Annotated in this window: 13 protein-coding genes; 11 read left to right on the top strand and 2 right to left on the bottom strand. The window is 64.9% G+C overall.

Annotation, left to right across the window (positions count from 1 at the left end; translation table 11 throughout):
• Window positions 1-115 precede the first annotated feature (115 nt).
• From ACN9MB_RS19300 to ACN9MB_RS19275, 6 genes are all read left to right on the top strand, one after another.
• Complete coding sequence (locus ACN9MB_RS19300) at window positions 116-2,281, top strand: RelA/SpoT family protein (protein WP_204637272.1); 2,166 nt, start codon at window positions 116-118, stop codon at window positions 2,279-2,281.
• 154 nt (window positions 2,282-2,435) lie between these two features.
• Window positions 2,436-2,819: a RidA family protein gene (locus ACN9MB_RS19295; protein WP_426269946.1), complete on the top strand. Its 384-nt coding sequence runs from the start codon at window positions 2,436-2,438 to the stop codon at window positions 2,817-2,819.
• Window positions 2,820-2,899: 80 nt separating this feature from the next.
• Window positions 2,900-5,017, top strand: coding sequence for an ATP-dependent DNA helicase RecG (gene recG, locus ACN9MB_RS19290; RefSeq protein WP_426269945.1), 2,118 nt, complete (start codon window positions 2,900-2,902; stop codon window positions 5,015-5,017).
• A gap of 104 nt (window positions 5,018-5,121) precedes the next feature.
• Window positions 5,122-6,048: a nucleoside hydrolase gene (locus ACN9MB_RS19285; protein ID WP_426269944.1), complete on the top strand. Its 927-nt coding sequence runs from the start codon at window positions 5,122-5,124 to the stop codon at window positions 6,046-6,048.
• A 107-nt stretch (window positions 6,049-6,155) separates the two neighbouring features.
• Window positions 6,156-6,401, top strand: a complete 246-nt coding sequence (locus ACN9MB_RS19280; RefSeq protein ID WP_046972144.1) for a type B 50S ribosomal protein L31 — start codon at window positions 6,156-6,158, stop codon at window positions 6,399-6,401.
• Between the two features lie 243 nt (window positions 6,402-6,644).
• Window positions 6,645-7,940 (top strand): citrate synthase, encoded by a 1,296-nt coding sequence (locus ACN9MB_RS19275; RefSeq protein WP_426269943.1) that lies wholly within the window; start codon window positions 6,645-6,647, stop codon window positions 7,938-7,940.
• 127 nt (window positions 7,941-8,067) lie between these two features.
• Here ACN9MB_RS19275 and ACN9MB_RS19270 read toward each other — a convergent pair whose 3' ends face one another.
• Both ACN9MB_RS19270 and ACN9MB_RS19265 read right to left on the bottom strand, forming a co-directional pair.
• The gene (locus ACN9MB_RS19270) at window positions 8,068-8,742 is read right to left on the bottom strand and encodes a hypothetical protein (protein WP_426269942.1); all 675 of its coding nucleotides are present in this window, start codon (window positions 8,740-8,742) and stop codon (window positions 8,068-8,070) included.
• Between the two features lie 85 nt (window positions 8,743-8,827).
• Window positions 8,828-11,365 (bottom strand): penicillin-binding protein 1A, encoded by a 2,538-nt coding sequence (locus ACN9MB_RS19265; RefSeq protein ID WP_426269941.1) that lies wholly within the window; start codon window positions 11,363-11,365, stop codon window positions 8,828-8,830.
• Window positions 11,366-11,614: 249 nt separating this feature from the next.
• Here ACN9MB_RS19265 and ACN9MB_RS19260 point away from each other — a divergent pair, with 249 nt between their 5' ends.
• The 5 genes from ACN9MB_RS19260 to pilQ are packed head-to-tail and all read left to right on the top strand — an operon-like array spanning window position 11,615 to window position 16,795.
• Window positions 11,615-12,673, top strand: coding sequence for a type IV pilus assembly protein PilM (locus ACN9MB_RS19260; protein ID WP_204637265.1), 1,059 nt, complete (start codon window positions 11,615-11,617; stop codon window positions 12,671-12,673).
• Entirely contained in the window at window positions 12,673-13,389 is a 717-nt protein-coding gene (locus ACN9MB_RS19255) for a PilN domain-containing protein (RefSeq protein WP_204637264.1), read from the top strand. The genes ACN9MB_RS19260 and ACN9MB_RS19255 overlap by 1 nt, the downstream gene beginning before the upstream one ends.
• Window positions 13,389-14,078 (top strand): type 4a pilus biogenesis protein PilO, encoded by a 690-nt coding sequence (locus ACN9MB_RS19250; RefSeq protein ID WP_204637263.1) that lies wholly within the window; start codon window positions 13,389-13,391, stop codon window positions 14,076-14,078. The genes ACN9MB_RS19255 and ACN9MB_RS19250 overlap by 1 nt, the downstream gene beginning before the upstream one ends.
• Entirely contained in the window at window positions 14,075-14,611 is a 537-nt protein-coding gene (locus tag ACN9MB_RS19245) for a pilus assembly protein PilP (RefSeq protein ID WP_204637262.1), read from the top strand. The genes ACN9MB_RS19250 and ACN9MB_RS19245 overlap by 4 nt, the downstream gene beginning before the upstream one ends.
• Window positions 14,612-14,665: 54 nt before the next feature.
• Entirely contained in the window at window positions 14,666-16,795 is a 2,130-nt protein-coding gene (gene pilQ / locus ACN9MB_RS19240) for a type IV pilus secretin PilQ (RefSeq protein ID WP_426269940.1), read from the top strand.
• Window positions 16,796-16,912 lie beyond the last annotated feature (117 nt).

The following is a 16,912-nucleotide window of genomic DNA, read 5'->3' as shown; positions in this document are numbered from 1 at the left end:
GCCACAAACGCCTGAGCGCCGGCTTGTCCGGCGTTTTGCGCTGTGTGCTGCCAGCCGCCAACCTCGCATCCATGCCGCGATGCGAGGCGGTCGCCTGAGCGGGGACCGCACATCCATGCCCGCCGTCACGGACTCCACCCCCCCGGATTCGTCGACGCTGCCGCCCTACGTGCTGGCGCTCAAGGAGCGCGTGGCCTATCTGCCCGAGCCGCAAGTGGCTCGCGTGGTCCGTGCCTACGAGGTGGGCGCGGTGGCGCACGAGGGGCAGGCCCGCAAGAGCGGTGAGCCCTATATCACGCACCCCGTGGCCGTGGCCGGCATCCTGGCCGAGCTGGGCATGGACGCCGAGACGATCATCGCGGCGATCCTGCACGACACGCTGGAAGACACCGCGCTGAGCCGCGCCGAGCTCGCCAGCGAGTTCGGCGAGACCGTGGCCGAGCTGGTCGATGGCGTCACCAAGCTGGACAAGATGAGCTTTTCCAGCCGCCAGGAAGCGGATGCGGAAAGCTTTCGCAAGATGCTTCTGGCGATGGCGCGCGACCTGCGCGTGATCCTGATCAAGCTGTCCGACCGCCTGCACAACATGCGCACGCTGGGCGCCAAAGACGCGCCGTCGCGCCGCCGCATCGCCCGCGAAACGCTGGAAATCTACGCGCCCATCGCGCAGCGCCTGGGCATGAACAAGTTCAAGGCGGAGCTGCAGGACCTGGGCTTCCGCGCGCTGTATCCCGATCGCTACCGCGTGATCAGCGAGCGCATCCGCGCGGCGCTGGGCAACCGCCGCGAAGCGATGGGCAAGATCGAAGCGGCACTGTCCACGCGCCTGATGGCCGACCACATCACCGCCAAGGTGGTGGGACGGATCAAGTCGCCGTGGAGCATCTATTCGAAGATGCGCAACGAGCACAAGAGCTTTGCGCAGCTGATGGATGTGTACGGCTTCCGCGTCGTGGTGGATTCGGCCATGAGTTGCTACATGGCGCTGGGTGCGGTGCACGGGTTGTACAAGCCGGTGGATCGCCGCTTCAAGGATTTCATCGCGATCCCCAAGGCCAACGGTTATCAATCGCTGCACACCGTGCTGCTGGGCCCGTTCGGCGCACCGATCGAAGTGCAGATCCGCACCGCGGAAATGGATTCGGTGGCCGAACGCGGCGTGGCCGCGCACTGGGCCTACAAGACCGATTCCGGTCCGGCCAACAGCGCGCAGGCACGTGCGCGCGAATGGCTGTCGTCGCTGGCGGACAGCCAGGCCAACACGGTGTCGTCGTCGGAGTTCATCGAGAACGTCAAGATCGACCTGTTCCCGGACGAGGTCTATCTGTTCACGCCGCGCGGCGACATCCTCGCCTTGCCGCGCAACGCCACCGCACTCGACTTTGCCTACGCCGTGCACACCGACGTGGGCGATCACGCCGTGGCCGCACGCGTGGACAAGAAGCTGGTGCCGCTGCGTACGCGCCTGGAATCGGGCCAGCTGGTGGAAATCATCACGGCGCCGTCGGCGTTGCCGAACCCGGCGTGGCTGGAGTCGGTGGTCACCGGCAAGGCGCGCACGGCGATTCGCCAGTACCTGAAACACCTGCAGCACGAAGATGCGGTGGATTTCGGCCATCGCATGCTCGACCGCGCGCTCGACGCGCTGGGCACCAGCCTCGACGCGATTCCGCCGGCCGTGCTGGACCGTTTCCTGGAAACCTCCAAGCTCAAGCGCCTGGAAGAACTGCTGTCGGATATCGCGCTGGGCAACCGCATTCCGCACCTCGTCGCCAGTCAGCTGGTGGCGGCGCGGGGCAAGAAGTCCAGCGACGTGCAGCAGTCGCCGCATGTGATGGAGAAGATCCGCATCACCGGTGCCGAGCGCGGCGTGCTCAGCTTCAGCAATTGCTGCCACCCGCTGCCGGGTGACGAGATCATCGGTTATCTCTCGTCGGGCAAGGGCATTGTGGTCCATCGCGTGGAATGCCCGAACGTGGTCGAGCTGCGCAAGTCGCCGGAACGCTGCGTGGCGATCGAATGGGATCGCGACGTGCAGGGCGATTACCGCGCCGAGCTGCGCATCGAAGTCATCAATCGCCCCGGCGTCCTGGCCACGGTGGCGGCGGCCATTGCCGCGGCGAACTCGAACATCGAGAACGTGGAATACGTCGAGCGCGATGCCGCGGCGGCCACGCTGTTGTTCGCGCTCGAAGTGAAGAACCGCAAGCACCTGGCCGAAGTCATTCGTCGCGTGCGGCGCACCGGCGTGGTCAGCGGCGCTTATCGTTATCCGCTGTAAGAGCGGTCAATGGTCAAGGGTGAATGGTAAATAGGACGGCGCCCGGGCATGGCGCCGCTTTTTGCCGCTTCGATGACTGGCTATGATCCCCGTCTGAGAATCGGCGCAGCCCGCTTCCTATTCTCTGGTCCCCATCCCCTGTTCGGAGAACTCCATGTCCCGCGACATCATCACCACCGACAAGGCGCCGGCCGCCATTGGCCCGTATTCGCAGGCGGTGCGCGCCGGCAACACCGTGTATTTCTCCGGCCAGATTCCGCTCGATCCGGCCACCGGCAACATGGTCGAAGGCGATATCGCGCTGCAGGCGCGGCAGGTGTTCGTGAACCTCAAGGCGGTCGCCGAAGCGGCCGGCGGTTCGCTGGAAAAGATCGTGCGCGTGGGCATCTACGTGACCCACCTGGGCCACTTCGCCACCGTCAACGAGATCATGTCCGAGTATTTCAAGGCGCCGTTCCCGGCCCGTTCCACCATCGAGGTGTCCGCGCTGCCGAAGCTGGCCGACATCGAAGTGGACGCCATCATGGTGCTCGACTGATCGAACCGCAGGCTCCACGCCGACAGGCCGCCGCTCGCTGCCAGCTGCGGAGCGAGGGCTTGCTCGGTTAGGCTTCATCGATGCCGCCCCGTCGCGCCAATGCCGCCACGATGCATTCCGATCCCGGCGCCACGCCGGTATCGGCGTTGCCCGGCGTCGGCCCGGCCCTGGCGGAGACCCTGGCGCGGCTCGGCCTGGAGCGTGTGCAGGATCTGTGGTTCCACCTGCCGCTGCGCTATGAAGACCGCACTCGTGTCACCGCCATCGCCGACTTGCGCCCCGGCGAGCGCGCGCAGGTCGAGGGTGTGGTCGAGGCCGTCGAGCGAGGCTTCCGCTACCGGCCGCAGCTGAAGGTGGCGATCACCGACGACTCGCGGCAGACGCTGGTGTTGCGCTTCTTCCATTTCAACCGCAGCCAGTCCGAGCAGCTCAAGCCCGGCACCCGGCTGCTTTGCTACGGCGAAGCACGCCAGGCGGCGCAAGGGCTGGAGATGGTGCATCCCCAGTATCAGCGGCTGAGTGGCGATGAGCCTGCCGCCGTCGATGAATTGCTGACGCCGGTGTATCCGACCACCGAGGGGCTGGGCCAGAAGCGCCTCGCTGGCGTGATCGCCAAGGCGCTGGCCTTGTTGCCGCAGGATGCGCAGCTGGAATTGATTCCCGCTGAACTGTGCACCGAGCACGGTTTGACCTCGCTGCGCGAGGCGCTGCTCTATGTGCATCGTCCGCCGCCGGATGCGAATCTCGGCCAGCTCACCACGGGCCGCCATCCGGCGCAGCAGCGATTGGCGTTCGAGGAACTGCTCACCCAGCATCTGAGCCTCAAGCGCATGCGCGCTGCCGTGCGCCGCCGGCATTCGCCCCGTCTGCAGGGCACCGGTGAATTGCGCAAGCGCCTGCTGGCCGGCCTGCCGTTCGGGCTTACCGGCGCGCAGCAGCGCGTGAGTGCGGAGATCGCCAAGGACATCGCCCAGGCCAACCCGATGTTGCGGCTGGTACAGGGCGATGTAGGCAGCGGTAAAACCATCGTGGCGGCGCTGGCGGCCTTGGCTGCGGTGGAGTCCGGCCAGCAGGTCGCCCTGATGGCGCCGACGGAACTGCTAGCGGAACAACACCGGCATCATTTCACCCACTGGCTGACGCCGCTGGGCATCGAGGTGGCCTGGCTGGCCGGCAAGGTGACGGGCAAGGCGCGCCAACAAGCGCTGCAGCGCGTGGCATCGGGTGCACACGTAGTGATCGGCACGCATGCATTGATGCAGGAAGGCGTGTCGTTCGCGCAGCTGGGGCTGGTGATCGTGGACGAGCAGCATCGCTTCGGCGTGCAGCAGCGCCTGTCGCTGCGCGACAAGGGCGCCGATCACGAGGCCGGGTTGGTGCCGCACCAGCTGGTGCTCACGGCGACGCCGATTCCGCGCACGCTGGCCATGAGCGCCTATGCCGACCTCGACGTGTCCTCCATCGACGAACTGCCGCCCGGCCGCACGCCGGTGCAGACGATCGCGACTTCCAATGCGCGCCGCTTCGATGTGATCGAGCGCATCCACGCGGCCTGTCTCGAAGGCAGGCAGGCATATTGGGTGTGCACCCTGATCGAGGAATCCGAGCAACTGCGCGCGCAAGCGGCGGAAGTGGCGCACGCCGAGTTGTCGGCCGCGCTGTCCGACTGCCGCATCGGGCTGATCCATGGGCGCATGAAGCCCAAGGAGAAGCAGGCGGTGATGGATAGCTTCAAGGCAGGCGAACTTTCGGTGCTGGTCTCCACCACCGTCATCGAAGTGGGCGTGGATGTCCCCAATGCCAGCTTGATGGTGATCGAGAACAGCGAGCGGCTCGGCCTGGCCCAGCTGCATCAGTTGCGTGGACGCGTGGGGCGCGGCGCCATCGCGTCGAACTGCGTGCTGTTGTATCAGCCGCCCCTCGGCCAGCTGGCCCGCGAGCGCTTGCAGGTGATGCGCGATACCAACGACGGCTTCCGCATCGCCGAGAAAGACCTTGAGTTGCGCGGACCCGGCGAAGTGCTGGGCACGCGGCAGACGGGCCAGTTGAGTTTCCGCATTGCCGACCTGTCGCGCGATGCGCATCTGTTGCCGGCGGTGCAACAGGTGGGCGAGCAGTTGCTGGCGCATCACCCGCAGCAGGCGGAGGGGCTGATCGCGCGCTGGATCGGTGCTGCCGCCCGTTACGCGCATGCCTAGCGTGGAGCTTAAGGCTCCCACAAAAAATTGCGCCGCTGAGTCGCGCTTGCGCCTGACCGCAGAACGCCTAAGCTAGACGGTTCGCTTCCTGACGCGAGTTTCCCATGAGCCAGTTGCAGTTGCTGATCGATACCGACCCGGGCGTAGACGATGCGCTCGCCATCCTGATGGCGCATGCGCATGCCGACGTGCTCGGCCTGACCATTGCGGCCGGCAATGTCGGTCTCGCTCATACGGTGCGCAATGCGCGCACGCTGGTCGATCTGGTGGGCAAGCCGACCCCTGTTTTTCCGGGCTGCCCCACGCCGCTCGTGCGCATGCCGGAAGAAGACGCCATGCATGTGCATGGTGCCGATGGTCTGGGCGACGTAGGCTTCCCCGAACCCAAGTGCCAGGCTGCCGACGAGCACGCCGCGCACGCGCTGATCCGCCTCACCCGCGAGCATCCCGATCTCACCCTGGTAGCGCTGGGTCCGCTGACCAATCTCGCCCTGGCCGTGCGCCTCGATCCCGGCCTGCCGCAGCGCGTGAAGCGCCTGGTGATCATGGGCGGCGCGGTCACCGGGCTTGGCAACACGAGCAAGCTTCCAGCGGAATTCAATATCGGTTTCGACCCTGAGGCCGCACATGTGGTGTTCGAGGCCTTCCCGAAGTTCGACCTGGTCGATTGGGAAGTGGTGCTGCGCCACGCCTTCGACGACCAGGAATTCAACGGCTGGATCGCGGCCGGCGACCAGCGCGCCAGCTTCTTCGAGCAGGTGTTCGGCACCGCGCGTGCATTCAATGCCAAGCGCGGCCGCCGCGGCGTGATCGCGGCGGATGCATTGGCGATGGCGGTGGCGATCGATCCGGCCATGGTGACGCGTGCGGAAGAACGGCATGTTGCCGTCGAAATGGACGGCCGCCTGACCCGTGGCGCGACCGTGGTGGACTGGACCGATCGGCAGGGCCGCCCGGCCAATGCGCGTATCGTGCTGGAAGTGGATCAGGCCCGTTTTGGCGCCATGGTGCGCCGGGCGCTGGGCGCCTGAACGGCTATGCTGCGCCGTTCGGCCAGCCCAAGTGACTGAGCGACTTGCCAATGGGGGCGACCCATGGTTAAAATGCCGCTCTTTTCACCCACCGCTTTGAGTCAGTCATGAAGCCCGATATCCATCCCAATTATCGCCAGGTGGTGTTTCAGGACCTGTCGTCCGATTTCGCGTTCCTGACGCGTTCGACGATTTCCTCGAAGGACACCGTCAAGTGGGAAGACGGCAACGAGTACCCGCTGGTCAAGGTGGATATCTCGAGCCATTCCCATCCGTTCTACACCGGTAAGCAGAAGTCGCTGGACACCGGTGGCCGCGTCGACAAGTTCCGTCGCCGCTACGCGCAGAAGTAATCGCGCGGAGGCACTGCGGTAACGCAGCGCCCAGCAAGTTCAAACACACGGGGCGAGCCCAGGCTCGCCCCGTGTGTTTTTGCGTCCGTCATCCGACCATCCGCTAGGGCATGTTGGCGGATCGATATGCGATAATGGGCGGCGAGGTGTCGCGTCATCCCCATACGCGGCATCAACCCTACCTCCTCGGCGCTCGCCTACAGGCGACAAGCCGGGGACGACATTTCGTGAAGGAGGTTTTCCGTGTCCGATTCCAAGATCGTCAAGTTGGTGGATGAGTCGACCAACCGCAGCAGTGAACTGCCCCTGCTCAGCGGCACGCTAGGTCCCGCATGCATCGACATCGGAACGCTGTACAAGGACACCGGCCATTTCACCTACGATCCGGGTTACGGCAGCACCGCCAGCACCAAGAGCGCCATTACCTATATCGACGGCGACGAAGGCGTGCTGCTGTACCGCGGTTACCCGATCGAGCAGCTGGCTGAAAAGTCGAACTTCCTGGAAACCTCCTACCTGCTGCTCAATGGCGAGCTGCCGAACAAGGACCAGTTCTCCAAGTTCGAGCACGACATCACGCATCACACGATGATGCACGAGTCGCTGAAGGACTTCTTCAAGGGCTTCCACCACGACGCGCACCCGATGGCCATGCTGGCCGCTTCGGTGGCTTCGCTGTCGGCCTTCTACCACGACGACATCGACGTCGATAACGCGGACGACCGCAAGCTGGCCGCGATCCGCCTGATCGCCAAGATGCCGACGATTGCCGCTGCCTGCTACCGCTATTCGATCGGCTGGCCGTTCCGTTATCCGCGCAACAACCTCGAGTACGTCGACCGCTTCCTGCACATGATGTTCGAAGTGCCGAGCGAGCCGCTGGAGATGAGCCCGGTTGCCGCCAAGGCGCTGGACCTGTTGTTCATCCTGCACGCCGATCACGAGCAGAACGCCTCCACTTCGACCGTTCGCCTGGTCGGTTCGACCGGTGCCAACCCGTACGCTTCCATTGCCGCCGGCATCACCGCGCTGTGGGGTCCGGCCCATGGTGGCGCGAACGAAGCCGTGCTGAAGATGCTCGAAGAGATCGGCACGGCCGACAAGGTCGAAACGGCGGTCAAGCGCGCGAAGGACAAGAACGACAACTTCCGCCTGATGGGCTTCGGCCACCGCGTGTACAAGAACTTCGATCCGCGCGCGAAGATCATCCGCGAGATGTGCCACAAGGTGCTCAACGAGCTGGGCGTCAACGATCCGTTGCTCGATGTGGCCATGAAGCTGGAAGAAGCGGCGCTGAAGGACGACTACTTCGTCGAGCGCAAGCTGTACCCGAACGTCGACTTCTACTCGGGCATCATCTACAAGGCGCTGGGCATCCCGACCGAGATGTTCACCGTGATGTTCGCCATTGCGCGTACCTCCGGCTGGATCTCGCACTGGATCGAACAGCACGAAACCCCGGGAGCGCGCATCGGCCGTCCGCGCCAGATCTACACCGGCGCCGATGTGCGCAACTATGTGGCGAGCGACAAACGCTGATCGGGTCGTTCATCGCATGACAAAAAGCCCCGGGTTTCCGGGGCTTTTTTTGTGGGTCTTGGCAAGATCGTGTCGCGCACAGGGTGCGCTCCCACAACGGCCCTCACCCCTGTGCGCGACAGGCCCGTCAACGAAGCGCTGACGACAACATTCTCTCGAACTCGTCGTCGTTACCCGCCGTCGCCACCAATTCCTCAACCGCGGCCAGTGATGCACGCCGCATCGGCTTCTCATCGATGCGATCCAGCGGCGCCTGTTTCAGCGCGTCGCGGGGCAGCACGGTGATATCGAACGGCAGCCCGTCGGCGGCAAACAGCAGCACCGGATATTCCTCCTGCTCGTCGCGCGTGGTGCGCAGGCGGCGTGTCTGCTGGGTGATCGGCACGCCGCGTTCCTGCAGGAACAGCACCACGTTCTCGGCGGTGTCGCTGAAGACATGCAGGCAGACGGCGGAATGGGCATCGGCGGTGCCTTCGAGCACGGCGCCGACCAGTCGCGGATCGAAGCGGTCGAGGAAGCGCATGGCTTCCACCGCGGCCTCGCGCCGCTCCTGCAGCAGCTGGGGCTGGGATTCGGCGTGGAAGATGCGCTGGTGTTCCCTCAGCGCGTCTTCGATTTCGTTGTTGCGCGGCAACGCCTGCGCGTCGACGATGCCCAGCCGCTCGGCGGCCTTGATCTTGGCGTGGTGGAAATCGCGGATGCCATGCTCGCTCATCAGTCGCGCCGCTTCCTGGGCGACGCGAAGACGATTGCGCTGAAGGCGATCCTGCGCGTGGATGCGATGGTGCTGACCTCGTGCCATGCCTCATTCCTCCGGCAATCTGGCGCCCTTGTCGGCGGGCGCGAGCGGCAGTGCGGTAAGTGGAGCGAATCCGCGCTGCCGACGATTAGAAGATGTCGTAGGCGTGCTGCTGATCCTGGTCCTCCTGCTGCTGGTTGGCCTGGTTACGCAACCGGTCCACGTCCTCCACCTTGAAGTACTCGGACATGACGTTGGTGTCGTCCGCGCCGGCGGGCAATCCGCTGGAACGGTCGATCTGTACCGTAGTGATACCGGGCGGCATCGGCAAGATGCCTGCGGGCTGATCCTTCAGCACCGTGCCCATGTAGGACATCCAGATGGGCAGGGCGGCCTTGGCGCCGAACTCGCCCTTGCCGAGCGAGCCGAAGTCGTCGAAGCCCACCCACACCGAGGTGACCAGGTTGCTGTTGAAGCCGACGAACCAGGCATCGCGGTGGTCGTTGGTGGAACCGGTCTTGCCGGCCAGATCGGTGCGGCCCAGCTTTGCCGCCGCCGCGCCGGTGCCTCGCTTGACCACATCCTGCATCAGCGAGGTGACCAGATAGTCGTTGCGGACCTCAATCACCTGCGGTGCCAGCACGGGCGGGTGAGCGCTGTCGCCATGGGCGTCGGCCGGAAGCACGGCGTCGCCGACGCCAGCCAGGCTGCCCGAGGTGGCCGGGGCGCTGCCGGCGCTCCCCGCGGTGGCGACGGTATTGCCCGGGGCGGCGCTGGCGTTTGCCGGCGGCGGACCCGGCGGGCGCGTGTCCAGCAAACGCTCGGCACAGGTGCGGCAGGCGCGGGCCGGGTTGGCTTGATAGACGGGCTTGCCGTCGCGGTCGTCGATCTCGCTGATGAAATACGGCGTCACCAGGTAACCGCCATTGGCGAACACGCTGAAACCGCGGGCCATGCTCATCGGCGACACCGAGGCCGTGCCCAGCGCCATCGACAGGTTGCCGGGCAGGGAATCGAGGGAGAAGCCGAAGCGGGTCGCGTAATCGCGGGCGAAGCGCACGCCGATCGCGTCGAGCAGGCGCACCGACACGAGATTCTTCGACTGCACCAGGGCCTCGCGCAGGCGGATCGGGCCGTCGAACTTGTCGTCGTCGTTGGAGGGTGTCCACAGGCCGCCCGGACGCGACGGGTCGGGCAGGGCGAGCGGCGCGTCATTGACGATGGATGCCGGCGTGAAGCCACGTTCGAACGCCGCCGAGTAAATGAAGGGCTTGAAGCTCGAACCCGGCTGGCGTGCCGCCATCACGGCGCGGTTGAACTTGCTGCGCAGGAAGTTGAAGCCGCCGACCAATGCCTGCAGCGAGCCATCCTCGGGATCGAGCGAGACCAGCGCGCCCTGGGCGCCCGGGATCTGGGTGAGCAGCCACTCGCCCTTTTCATCCCGGGTGACGCGGATGATGTCGCCGCGCTTGAGCACCGTGGCGACGCTCTTGGGGGTGGCGCCGACGCGGGTGTCGTCGATGCGCGGGCGCGCCCATTCCACCGATGCCAGGTCGAGCTTCACCTCGTCGCGGTTGGCCAGGTAGACGCTGGCCTCGGTGGGCGAGACCTGGGTGACGATGCCCGGCTGCATGCCGGAGATGTCGGTGTAACCGGCGAGCGCGCGTTCCAGCTCATCGGTACCGGCCTCGGCGGCCAGTTCCTGGTGTGCCTCGGGACCGCGCCAGCCATGGCGATGGTCGTACTCCACCAGGCCGGCCCGGACCGAGTCCACGGCCGCCTGCTGGCGCATGCTGTTGACCGTGGTCTTCACCACGTAGCCTTCGGTGAGGGCGTCGTTGCCCAGGCGGTCGAGCACCTGCAGGCGGACCATTTCCGCCAGGTAAGGGGCATCCACCTCGATCGCCGGCTCATGCGGCGACGCATCGAGCGGTTCCTCGATGGCCTGGTCGTACTCGGCCTTGGAGATGAAGCGGTTTTCCAGCATTTGGCCCAGCACCCAGTTGCGGCGGGCCGTCATGCGCTTGGGGCTGTTGAGCGGGTTCACCAGCGAGGGCAACTGGAAGGTGGAAGCCAGGGTGGCGCATTCGGCCACGGTGAGCTGGTCCAGCGTCTTGCCGTAGTAATAGGAGGCTGCGGCGGCCACGCCATAGGAGCGGTGGCCCAGGAACATCTTGTTGAGATAGAGCTCCAGGATCTGGTCCTTGCTCAGCTCGCTCTCCATGCGCAGGGCGATGAAGATCTCGGTCAGCTTGCGCGAATAGAGCTTTTCCGGGCTCAGGAAGAAGTTGCGCGCCACCTGCTGGGTGATGGTCGAGCCGCCCGAGCCCTTGTCGCCGCCCGAAGCCAGCACATGCCAGCTGGCGCGGGCGATGCCGTGCCAGTCCACGCCCGGATGCTGGTAGAAGCTGGCGTCCTCGGCCGCCAGCACGGCGTGCTTGAGCCGGTCGGGCACCTGGCCCATCGCCACGGGGATGCGGCGGGTCTCGCCGAAGCTCGCAATCAGCTTGCCATCTGCCGACAGCACTCTAAGCGGCACCTGCATGTGGTAGTCCTTGAGGACGGCCACCGAGGGGAGACGGGGGGAAATAAGCCAGTAGGCCACGCCGATCGCCGCAACGCCCAGCAGCAAACCCGTGAAAGCCAGGACCAGGATCCAGCGCAGCAACCGCTTAAGAATTTGCATGATTTGGGTGTTTGCGAGACGTGAGTCAAAACAACGCAGAGTATAGATGTAGCAGTATCCACGGCATGAACCGAGCGTGTCACAGCAAGAACTAGGCCAGCGGCCCATTCGCTCAACCTGTGGATGCCGTCACGCGAATGAGTCGAGAAAAAGCTCGTAGGCCGTTGCCAATACGTTAATTTTTGGATTAAATGCCAGTGCGCATCAGACCAATCTGAGTCTGGGCGCTCAGGGGCAAGGGGGAAAATCGTGGGGCTCTTTACACCCAAGAAGCCGCCGCTTGTTGGCGTCGACATCAGTTCGACGGCCGTCAAGTTGCTGCAGCTCAGCCAGGCCGGCGGTCGCTATCGCGTGGAACATTACGCGGTTGAGCCACTGCCCCCCAACGCTGTAGTCGAAAAGAATATTGTCGAGGTCGAGGCCGTGGGTGAGGCGATTCGGCGCGCGTTGGCGCGTTCGGGTTCCAAGCTCAAGCACGCCTGTGCCGCCGTGGCGGGTTCGGCGGTGATCACGCGCGTGATCCCGATGCCGAGCGAGCTGTCCGAGGACGATTTGGAAGGCCAGATCCAGGTCGAGGCCAACCAGTACATCCCGTACCCGATCGAGGAAGTCAGCCTCGACTACGAGGTGCTCGGTCCGGTGCGCGACAACCCTGAAATGAACAACGTGCTGCTGGCCGCATCGCGCACGGAGAACGTGGACATGCGCGTGGCCGCGCTCGATCTGGGCGGTTTGTCCGCCAAGGTGATCGACGTCGAAGCGTTCGCCATGGAAAACGCGTTCGCGATGGTGGCCGACCAGTTGAACGTCGGCCGCGACGCGCTGGTGGCGGTGGTCGACATCGGCGCCACCATGACCACGCTGTCGGTGCTGCGCAACCAGCGCACCATCTATTCGCGTGAGCAGGTGTTCGGCGGCAAGCAGCTCACCGACGAAATCATGCGCCGCTATGGCCTTTCCTACGAGGAAGCGGGCCGTGCCAAGCGCAAGGGCGGCCTGCCCGACTCCTACGAAAGCGAGGCGCTGGAGCCGTTCAAGGAGTCGCTGGTGCAGCAGATCAGCCGCCTGCTCCAGTTCTTCTTCGCGGGCAGCGAATACAGCAAGGTCGACCAGGTCGTGCTGGCCGGCGGTTGCGCATCCATCGACGGCATCGGCCCGATGCTGGAAGAGCAGCTCGGGGTGCCGTGCGTGGTGGCCAATCCGCTGGCGCGCATGTCGCTGTCGCCTCGTGTGCAGGCCCAGTCGCTGGCACAGGACGCCCCCGCATTGATGATCGCGGTCGGCCTCGCGCTGAGGAGCTTTGACTGATGGCACACATCAACCTACTTCCGTGGCGCGTCGAGCGCCGCAAGCAGCGCGAGCGCGAGTTCTTCATGCAGCTGGGCGCCGCCGCCGTGGTGGCGGTGCTCGGCGTGCTGGTGTGGTACGGCTGGATGGACGGCCGGATCAGCAGCCAGAACGATCGCAACGTCTATCTGCAAGGCGAGATCAAGCAGCTCGACGAACGCATCACCAAGATCAAGGACCTGGAAAAAGTCCGCGAAAGCCTGCTGGCACGCAAGCAGATCATCGAACAGCTGCAGGCCAACCGCTCGCAGATGGTCCACCTGTTCGATGAGCTGGTGAAGACCATTCCCGCCAGTGCGCGTCTCAACGGCCTGAAGCAGACCGGCGAATCGATGACGCTCGACGGTGTGGCGCAGTCCAACGCCAGCGTGGCCGAGTACATGCGCAACATCGAGTCGTCGCAGTGGATGGGCCATGCCGATCTGCGCAAGACCGAGAACACGCATGGCGACAGCCGCCTGCCTTACGCGTTCGGACTGGATGTGGCGCTGAGCCGGCCCAAGTCCGACGAGAACGGCGAGGGCGCCGGCAGCGATCACGGCCCGGCAGCTGCCAGCTCGGCGGCGCCGCAGCCAGCCGCTGCCAATGTCACCCAGCCCGCCAAGGCAGCCACCGCGGCGGCAGTGCCGGCGCAACCGGCAAAGCCTGCCCCTGCTGCCAATGGAGGAGCGAGGTAATGAAATTCCTCCAGGAACTGCAGAGCCTCGATCGCAACAACATCGGTGGCTGGCCCAAATCGGTAAAGATGTTTTTCACCGGCTTGCTGATCGTCCTGATCGTGCTTGCCGGCTGGTACTTCCTCGTCAGCGACCAGCAGGACACGTTGCAGTCGGCGGTTTCCAAGGAAGAGCAGCTGAAGAAGGAGTTCTCCGAGAAGCAGGCCAAGTCGGTCAATCTCGAGGCGCTCCAGCAGCAGTTGGACGAAATGCAGGACATGCTGCGCCAGTTGCTGCGCCAGCTGCCCAGCAAGACCGAGATGCCCGAACTGCTGATCGACATTTCGCAGACCGCGCTTTCCGCGGGTCTGGAGACCGAACTGTTCCAGCCGGGTCCGGAGTCGCCGAAGGACTTCTACGCGGAGAAACCGATCCAGTTGCGCATGGTGGGCACGTACCACCAGTTCGGTACGTTCATCAGCGGCGTGGCTTCGTTGCCGCGCGTGGTGATCCTGACCATGCACGATGTGTCGTTGACGCCCAAGAACAAGGATCCCAAGGGTGGCGCTGCCGCCAACGGGTTGCTGGTACTGCAGGGTACGGTCAAGACGTATCGCTACCTGGATGAAGACGAAAGCGCGTCGGCCAAGGCGGCGAACGCCAAGTCCACGCACGGCAAGCCGGCCGCGAAGACGGGAGGGCAGAAATGAGCAAGTTCGCTGCCATCAGGCCTGCTTCCATGAGGAACGCCTTGCTGGTGATGTGCGCCGTCCTGACCCTCGCCGGTTGCAGCGGGCAGGACGACCTTCACCAGTGGGTCGCGCAGGAAAAGCAGAAGAAGGGCGCGCCGATCCCGCCGTTGCCCGTCATCAAGACGTTCGAGACCTTCCAGTACAACGACCAGGACAAGCGCGATCCGTTCAGCCCGAGCACGGCCGAACTCCAGACCAACACCAACTCGGGACCCCGGCCGGACGAAAACCGCGCCAAGGAACCGCTGGAGATGTTTGCGCTGGACAGCTTGAAGATGGTCGGCACCGTGGGGAGCGGTGCAGGCATGGAAGTGCTCGTGAAGGATCCCGGTGGCGTAATCCACCGTGTCCATCGCAACGAATACATGGGCCAGAACTATGGTCGGGTCACCGCGGTAGGCGAAGACCACATCGACCTGGTGGAACTGGTGTCCAACGGCAACGGTGGCTGGATGGAACGTTCCGCCAGCATCGCGCTCAGCGAGAAATAAGAAACAGGGGCTGATGCAATGACCAACCAATTCAAAACCGTTCGGGGCCGTGTCATGCGCCAGGCAAGCCGTTACATGGTCGTGGGTCTGCTGACGCTGGGCGCTGCCTGGTCGAACGCTGCTGCCGCCGCTACCAGTACCCTGAAGGACATCAGCTACGACGCGCTGCCCGGTGGCCGCGTCGAGCTGCATCTGAACTTCGCCCAGGGTCCGGTGCCGGAACCGAAGATATTCACCACCGGCAATCCACCGCGCATCGCGGTCGATTTTCCGGATACCGATAACGCGGCGGCACGCCATCTCGATATCGGCAAGGGCGCCACGACGGGCGTATCGGCGGTTTCCGCCGGTGGCCGCACCCGCGTGGTGATCGAACTGGTGCGCGACTCCACCTATCGCTCGCGGGTCGAAGGCAACAGCCTCGTACTCACGGTGAACAACGGCACGGATGCGCAGACCACCACGACGGCATCGAACATCGATCCGTCCAAGGCGCTGCCGTCGATGGCCAGCGGTCCGGCGGTGTCCAACATCGACTTCCGTCGCGGCCCCAACGGCGAAGGCCGCATCCTGATCGACTTTAGTGCTCCCGGCGCCAGTGCCGACATGAAGCGTCAGAACGACAAGGTCATCGTGGACATCAGCCACGCCAACCTGCCCGCCAACCTGGCACAGCGCCTGGACGTGCTCGATTTCGCCACGCCGGTGCAGTCGATCGTGACCAAGGCCGGCGGTGCCGGTGCCCACATGGAAATCAGCGTGAAGGGCCAGGTCGACACGTCGGCCTACCAGAGCGGCAACCAGTACGTAGTGGAAGTGGCACCGAAGAAGAAGGATCCGAAGGCCGAAGCCGCCGCGGCCAAGGGCCAGGAGCCGGTCTACACGGGCAACCGCGTGACCTTCAACTTCCAGGACATCCCGGTGCGTTCGGCGCTGCAGCTGCTGGCCGACATCTCCGGCCTGAACCTGGTGGCCTCCGATACCGTGGGCGGCAGCGTCACGCTGCGACTGGTCAACGTGCCGTGGGATCAGGCGCTCGACGTGGTGCTTCGCGCCAAGAGCCTGGACAAGCGCCGCAACGGCAACGTGATCTGGATTGCGCCGCAGGAAGAACTCGCCAAGTACGAGCAGAGCGTGGCCGATGCCCGCATGAAGGCCGAGGACAATTCCGAGCTCGTCACCGACTACGTGCCGATCAGCTACGGCAAGGCCAAGGACATCGCCAAGCTACTGACCACCGGTGCCCAGCAGAGCCAGGGTGGCGGCGGCGGTGGCTCCAGCAACGCCTCTCGTGGCTTCCTGTCCACCCGCGGCAGCGTGTCCTTCGACGAGCGTACGAACACTCTGCTGATCAACGACAACCCGCAAAAGATCCGCGAGCTGCGTGCGCTGATCGCGGTGCTGGACAAGCCGGTGCAGCAGGTGTTGATCGAATCGCGCATCGTGATAGCGACCGACAACTTCACCCGTGAACTCGGTGCCAGGTTCGGTGCGCAGGGTGTACGCACCAACCCCAGCGGCCAGCAGATTTCCACCGGCGGCACGACCACCGCTGCCGGCACGGCCGGCGGCATCAACGTGAATCTGCCGACGGCCGACCAGGCGGCGGGCTCCATCGCTCTAGGCATCCTCGGCAAGAACTACGCGCTGGATCTCGAACTCCAGGCCGCACAGACCGAAGGCCGTGGCGAAGTGATCTCCAGCCCGCGCGTCATTACCGCCAACCAGCAGGAAGCGGTGATCCGCCAGGGCCAGGAAATCGGTTACGTGACCTACCAGAACAGCGCCACCGGCGCAGCGGGCAGCGGCACGGCCACGGTGCAGTTCAAGGACGCCGTGCTCGAGCTGAAGGTCACCCCGACGATCACCTCCGACAACCGCGTCTATCTGATGATCAACGTGAAGAAGGACGCCCTGGCGGACTTCATCACCGTGCCGGGCAGTGGCCAGGTGCCGCAGATCGACACGCGTGAGATCAACACCTCGGTGCTGGTCGATAACGGTCAGACGGTGGTGCTGGGCGGTATCTACGAGATCACCAAGCAGAACAACGCGACCAAGGTACCGGGTCTGGGCGACATCCCGGGTCTGGGCATGCTGTTCCGCACCACCAAGCGCGAAAGCGACAAGGCGGAGCTGCTGATCTTCGTGACCCCGCGCATCCTGAGCGAAAGCCTGCAGTAAACGCGGTCTGGCACTCGATACGGCAAGGGGCGGCTTCGGCCGCCCCTTTGCTTTTCGGGCAGATGAGGCCGGCCGCCGATGGGGGCCGGAAGTCATGGGTATTAAACTTCCGGGGCC

This window comes from Dyella kyungheensis (assembly GCF_049913195.1).
Taxonomy (GTDB): Bacteria; Pseudomonadota; Gammaproteobacteria; order Xanthomonadales; family Rhodanobacteraceae; genus Dyella; species Dyella kyungheensis.
Note: the sequence above shows the minus strand (reverse complement) of the source record. Positions and strands in the feature narration are given on the sequence as shown.

Excerpts from the sequence above, each read along its gene's own strand:
- ACN9MB_RS19295 (WP_426269946.1), top strand. The coding sequence starts at position 2,436 with ATGTCCCGCGACATCATCACCACCGACAAGGCGCCGGCCGCCATTGGC.
- recG (WP_426269945.1), top strand. The coding sequence starts at position 2,900 with ATGCCGCCCCGTCGCGCCAATGCCGCCACGATGCATTCCGATCCCGGC.
- ACN9MB_RS19285 (WP_426269944.1), top strand. The coding sequence starts at position 5,122 with ATGAGCCAGTTGCAGTTGCTGATCGATACCGACCCGGGCGTAGACGAT.
- ACN9MB_RS19245 (WP_204637262.1), top strand. The coding sequence starts at position 14,075 with ATGAGCAAGTTCGCTGCCATCAGGCCTGCTTCCATGAGGAACGCCTTG.
- ACN9MB_RS19265 (WP_426269941.1), bottom strand. The coding sequence starts at position 11,365 with ATGCAAATTCTTAAGCGGTTGCTGCGCTGGATCCTGGTCCTGGCTTTC.
- ACN9MB_RS19300 (WP_204637272.1), top strand. The coding sequence starts at position 116 with ATGCCCGCCGTCACGGACTCCACCCCCCCGGATTCGTCGACGCTGCCG.
- ACN9MB_RS19250 (WP_204637263.1), top strand. The coding sequence starts at position 13,389 with ATGAAATTCCTCCAGGAACTGCAGAGCCTCGATCGCAACAACATCGGT.
- pilQ (WP_426269940.1), top strand. The coding sequence starts at position 14,666 with ATGCGCCAGGCAAGCCGTTACATGGTCGTGGGTCTGCTGACGCTGGGC.
- ACN9MB_RS19255 (WP_204637264.1), top strand. The coding sequence starts at position 12,673 with ATGGCACACATCAACCTACTTCCGTGGCGCGTCGAGCGCCGCAAGCAG.
- ACN9MB_RS19270 (WP_426269942.1), bottom strand. The coding sequence starts at position 8,742 with ATGGCACGAGGTCAGCACCATCGCATCCACGCGCAGGATCGCCTTCAG.
- ACN9MB_RS19280 (WP_046972144.1), top strand. The coding sequence starts at position 6,156 with ATGAAGCCCGATATCCATCCCAATTATCGCCAGGTGGTGTTTCAGGAC.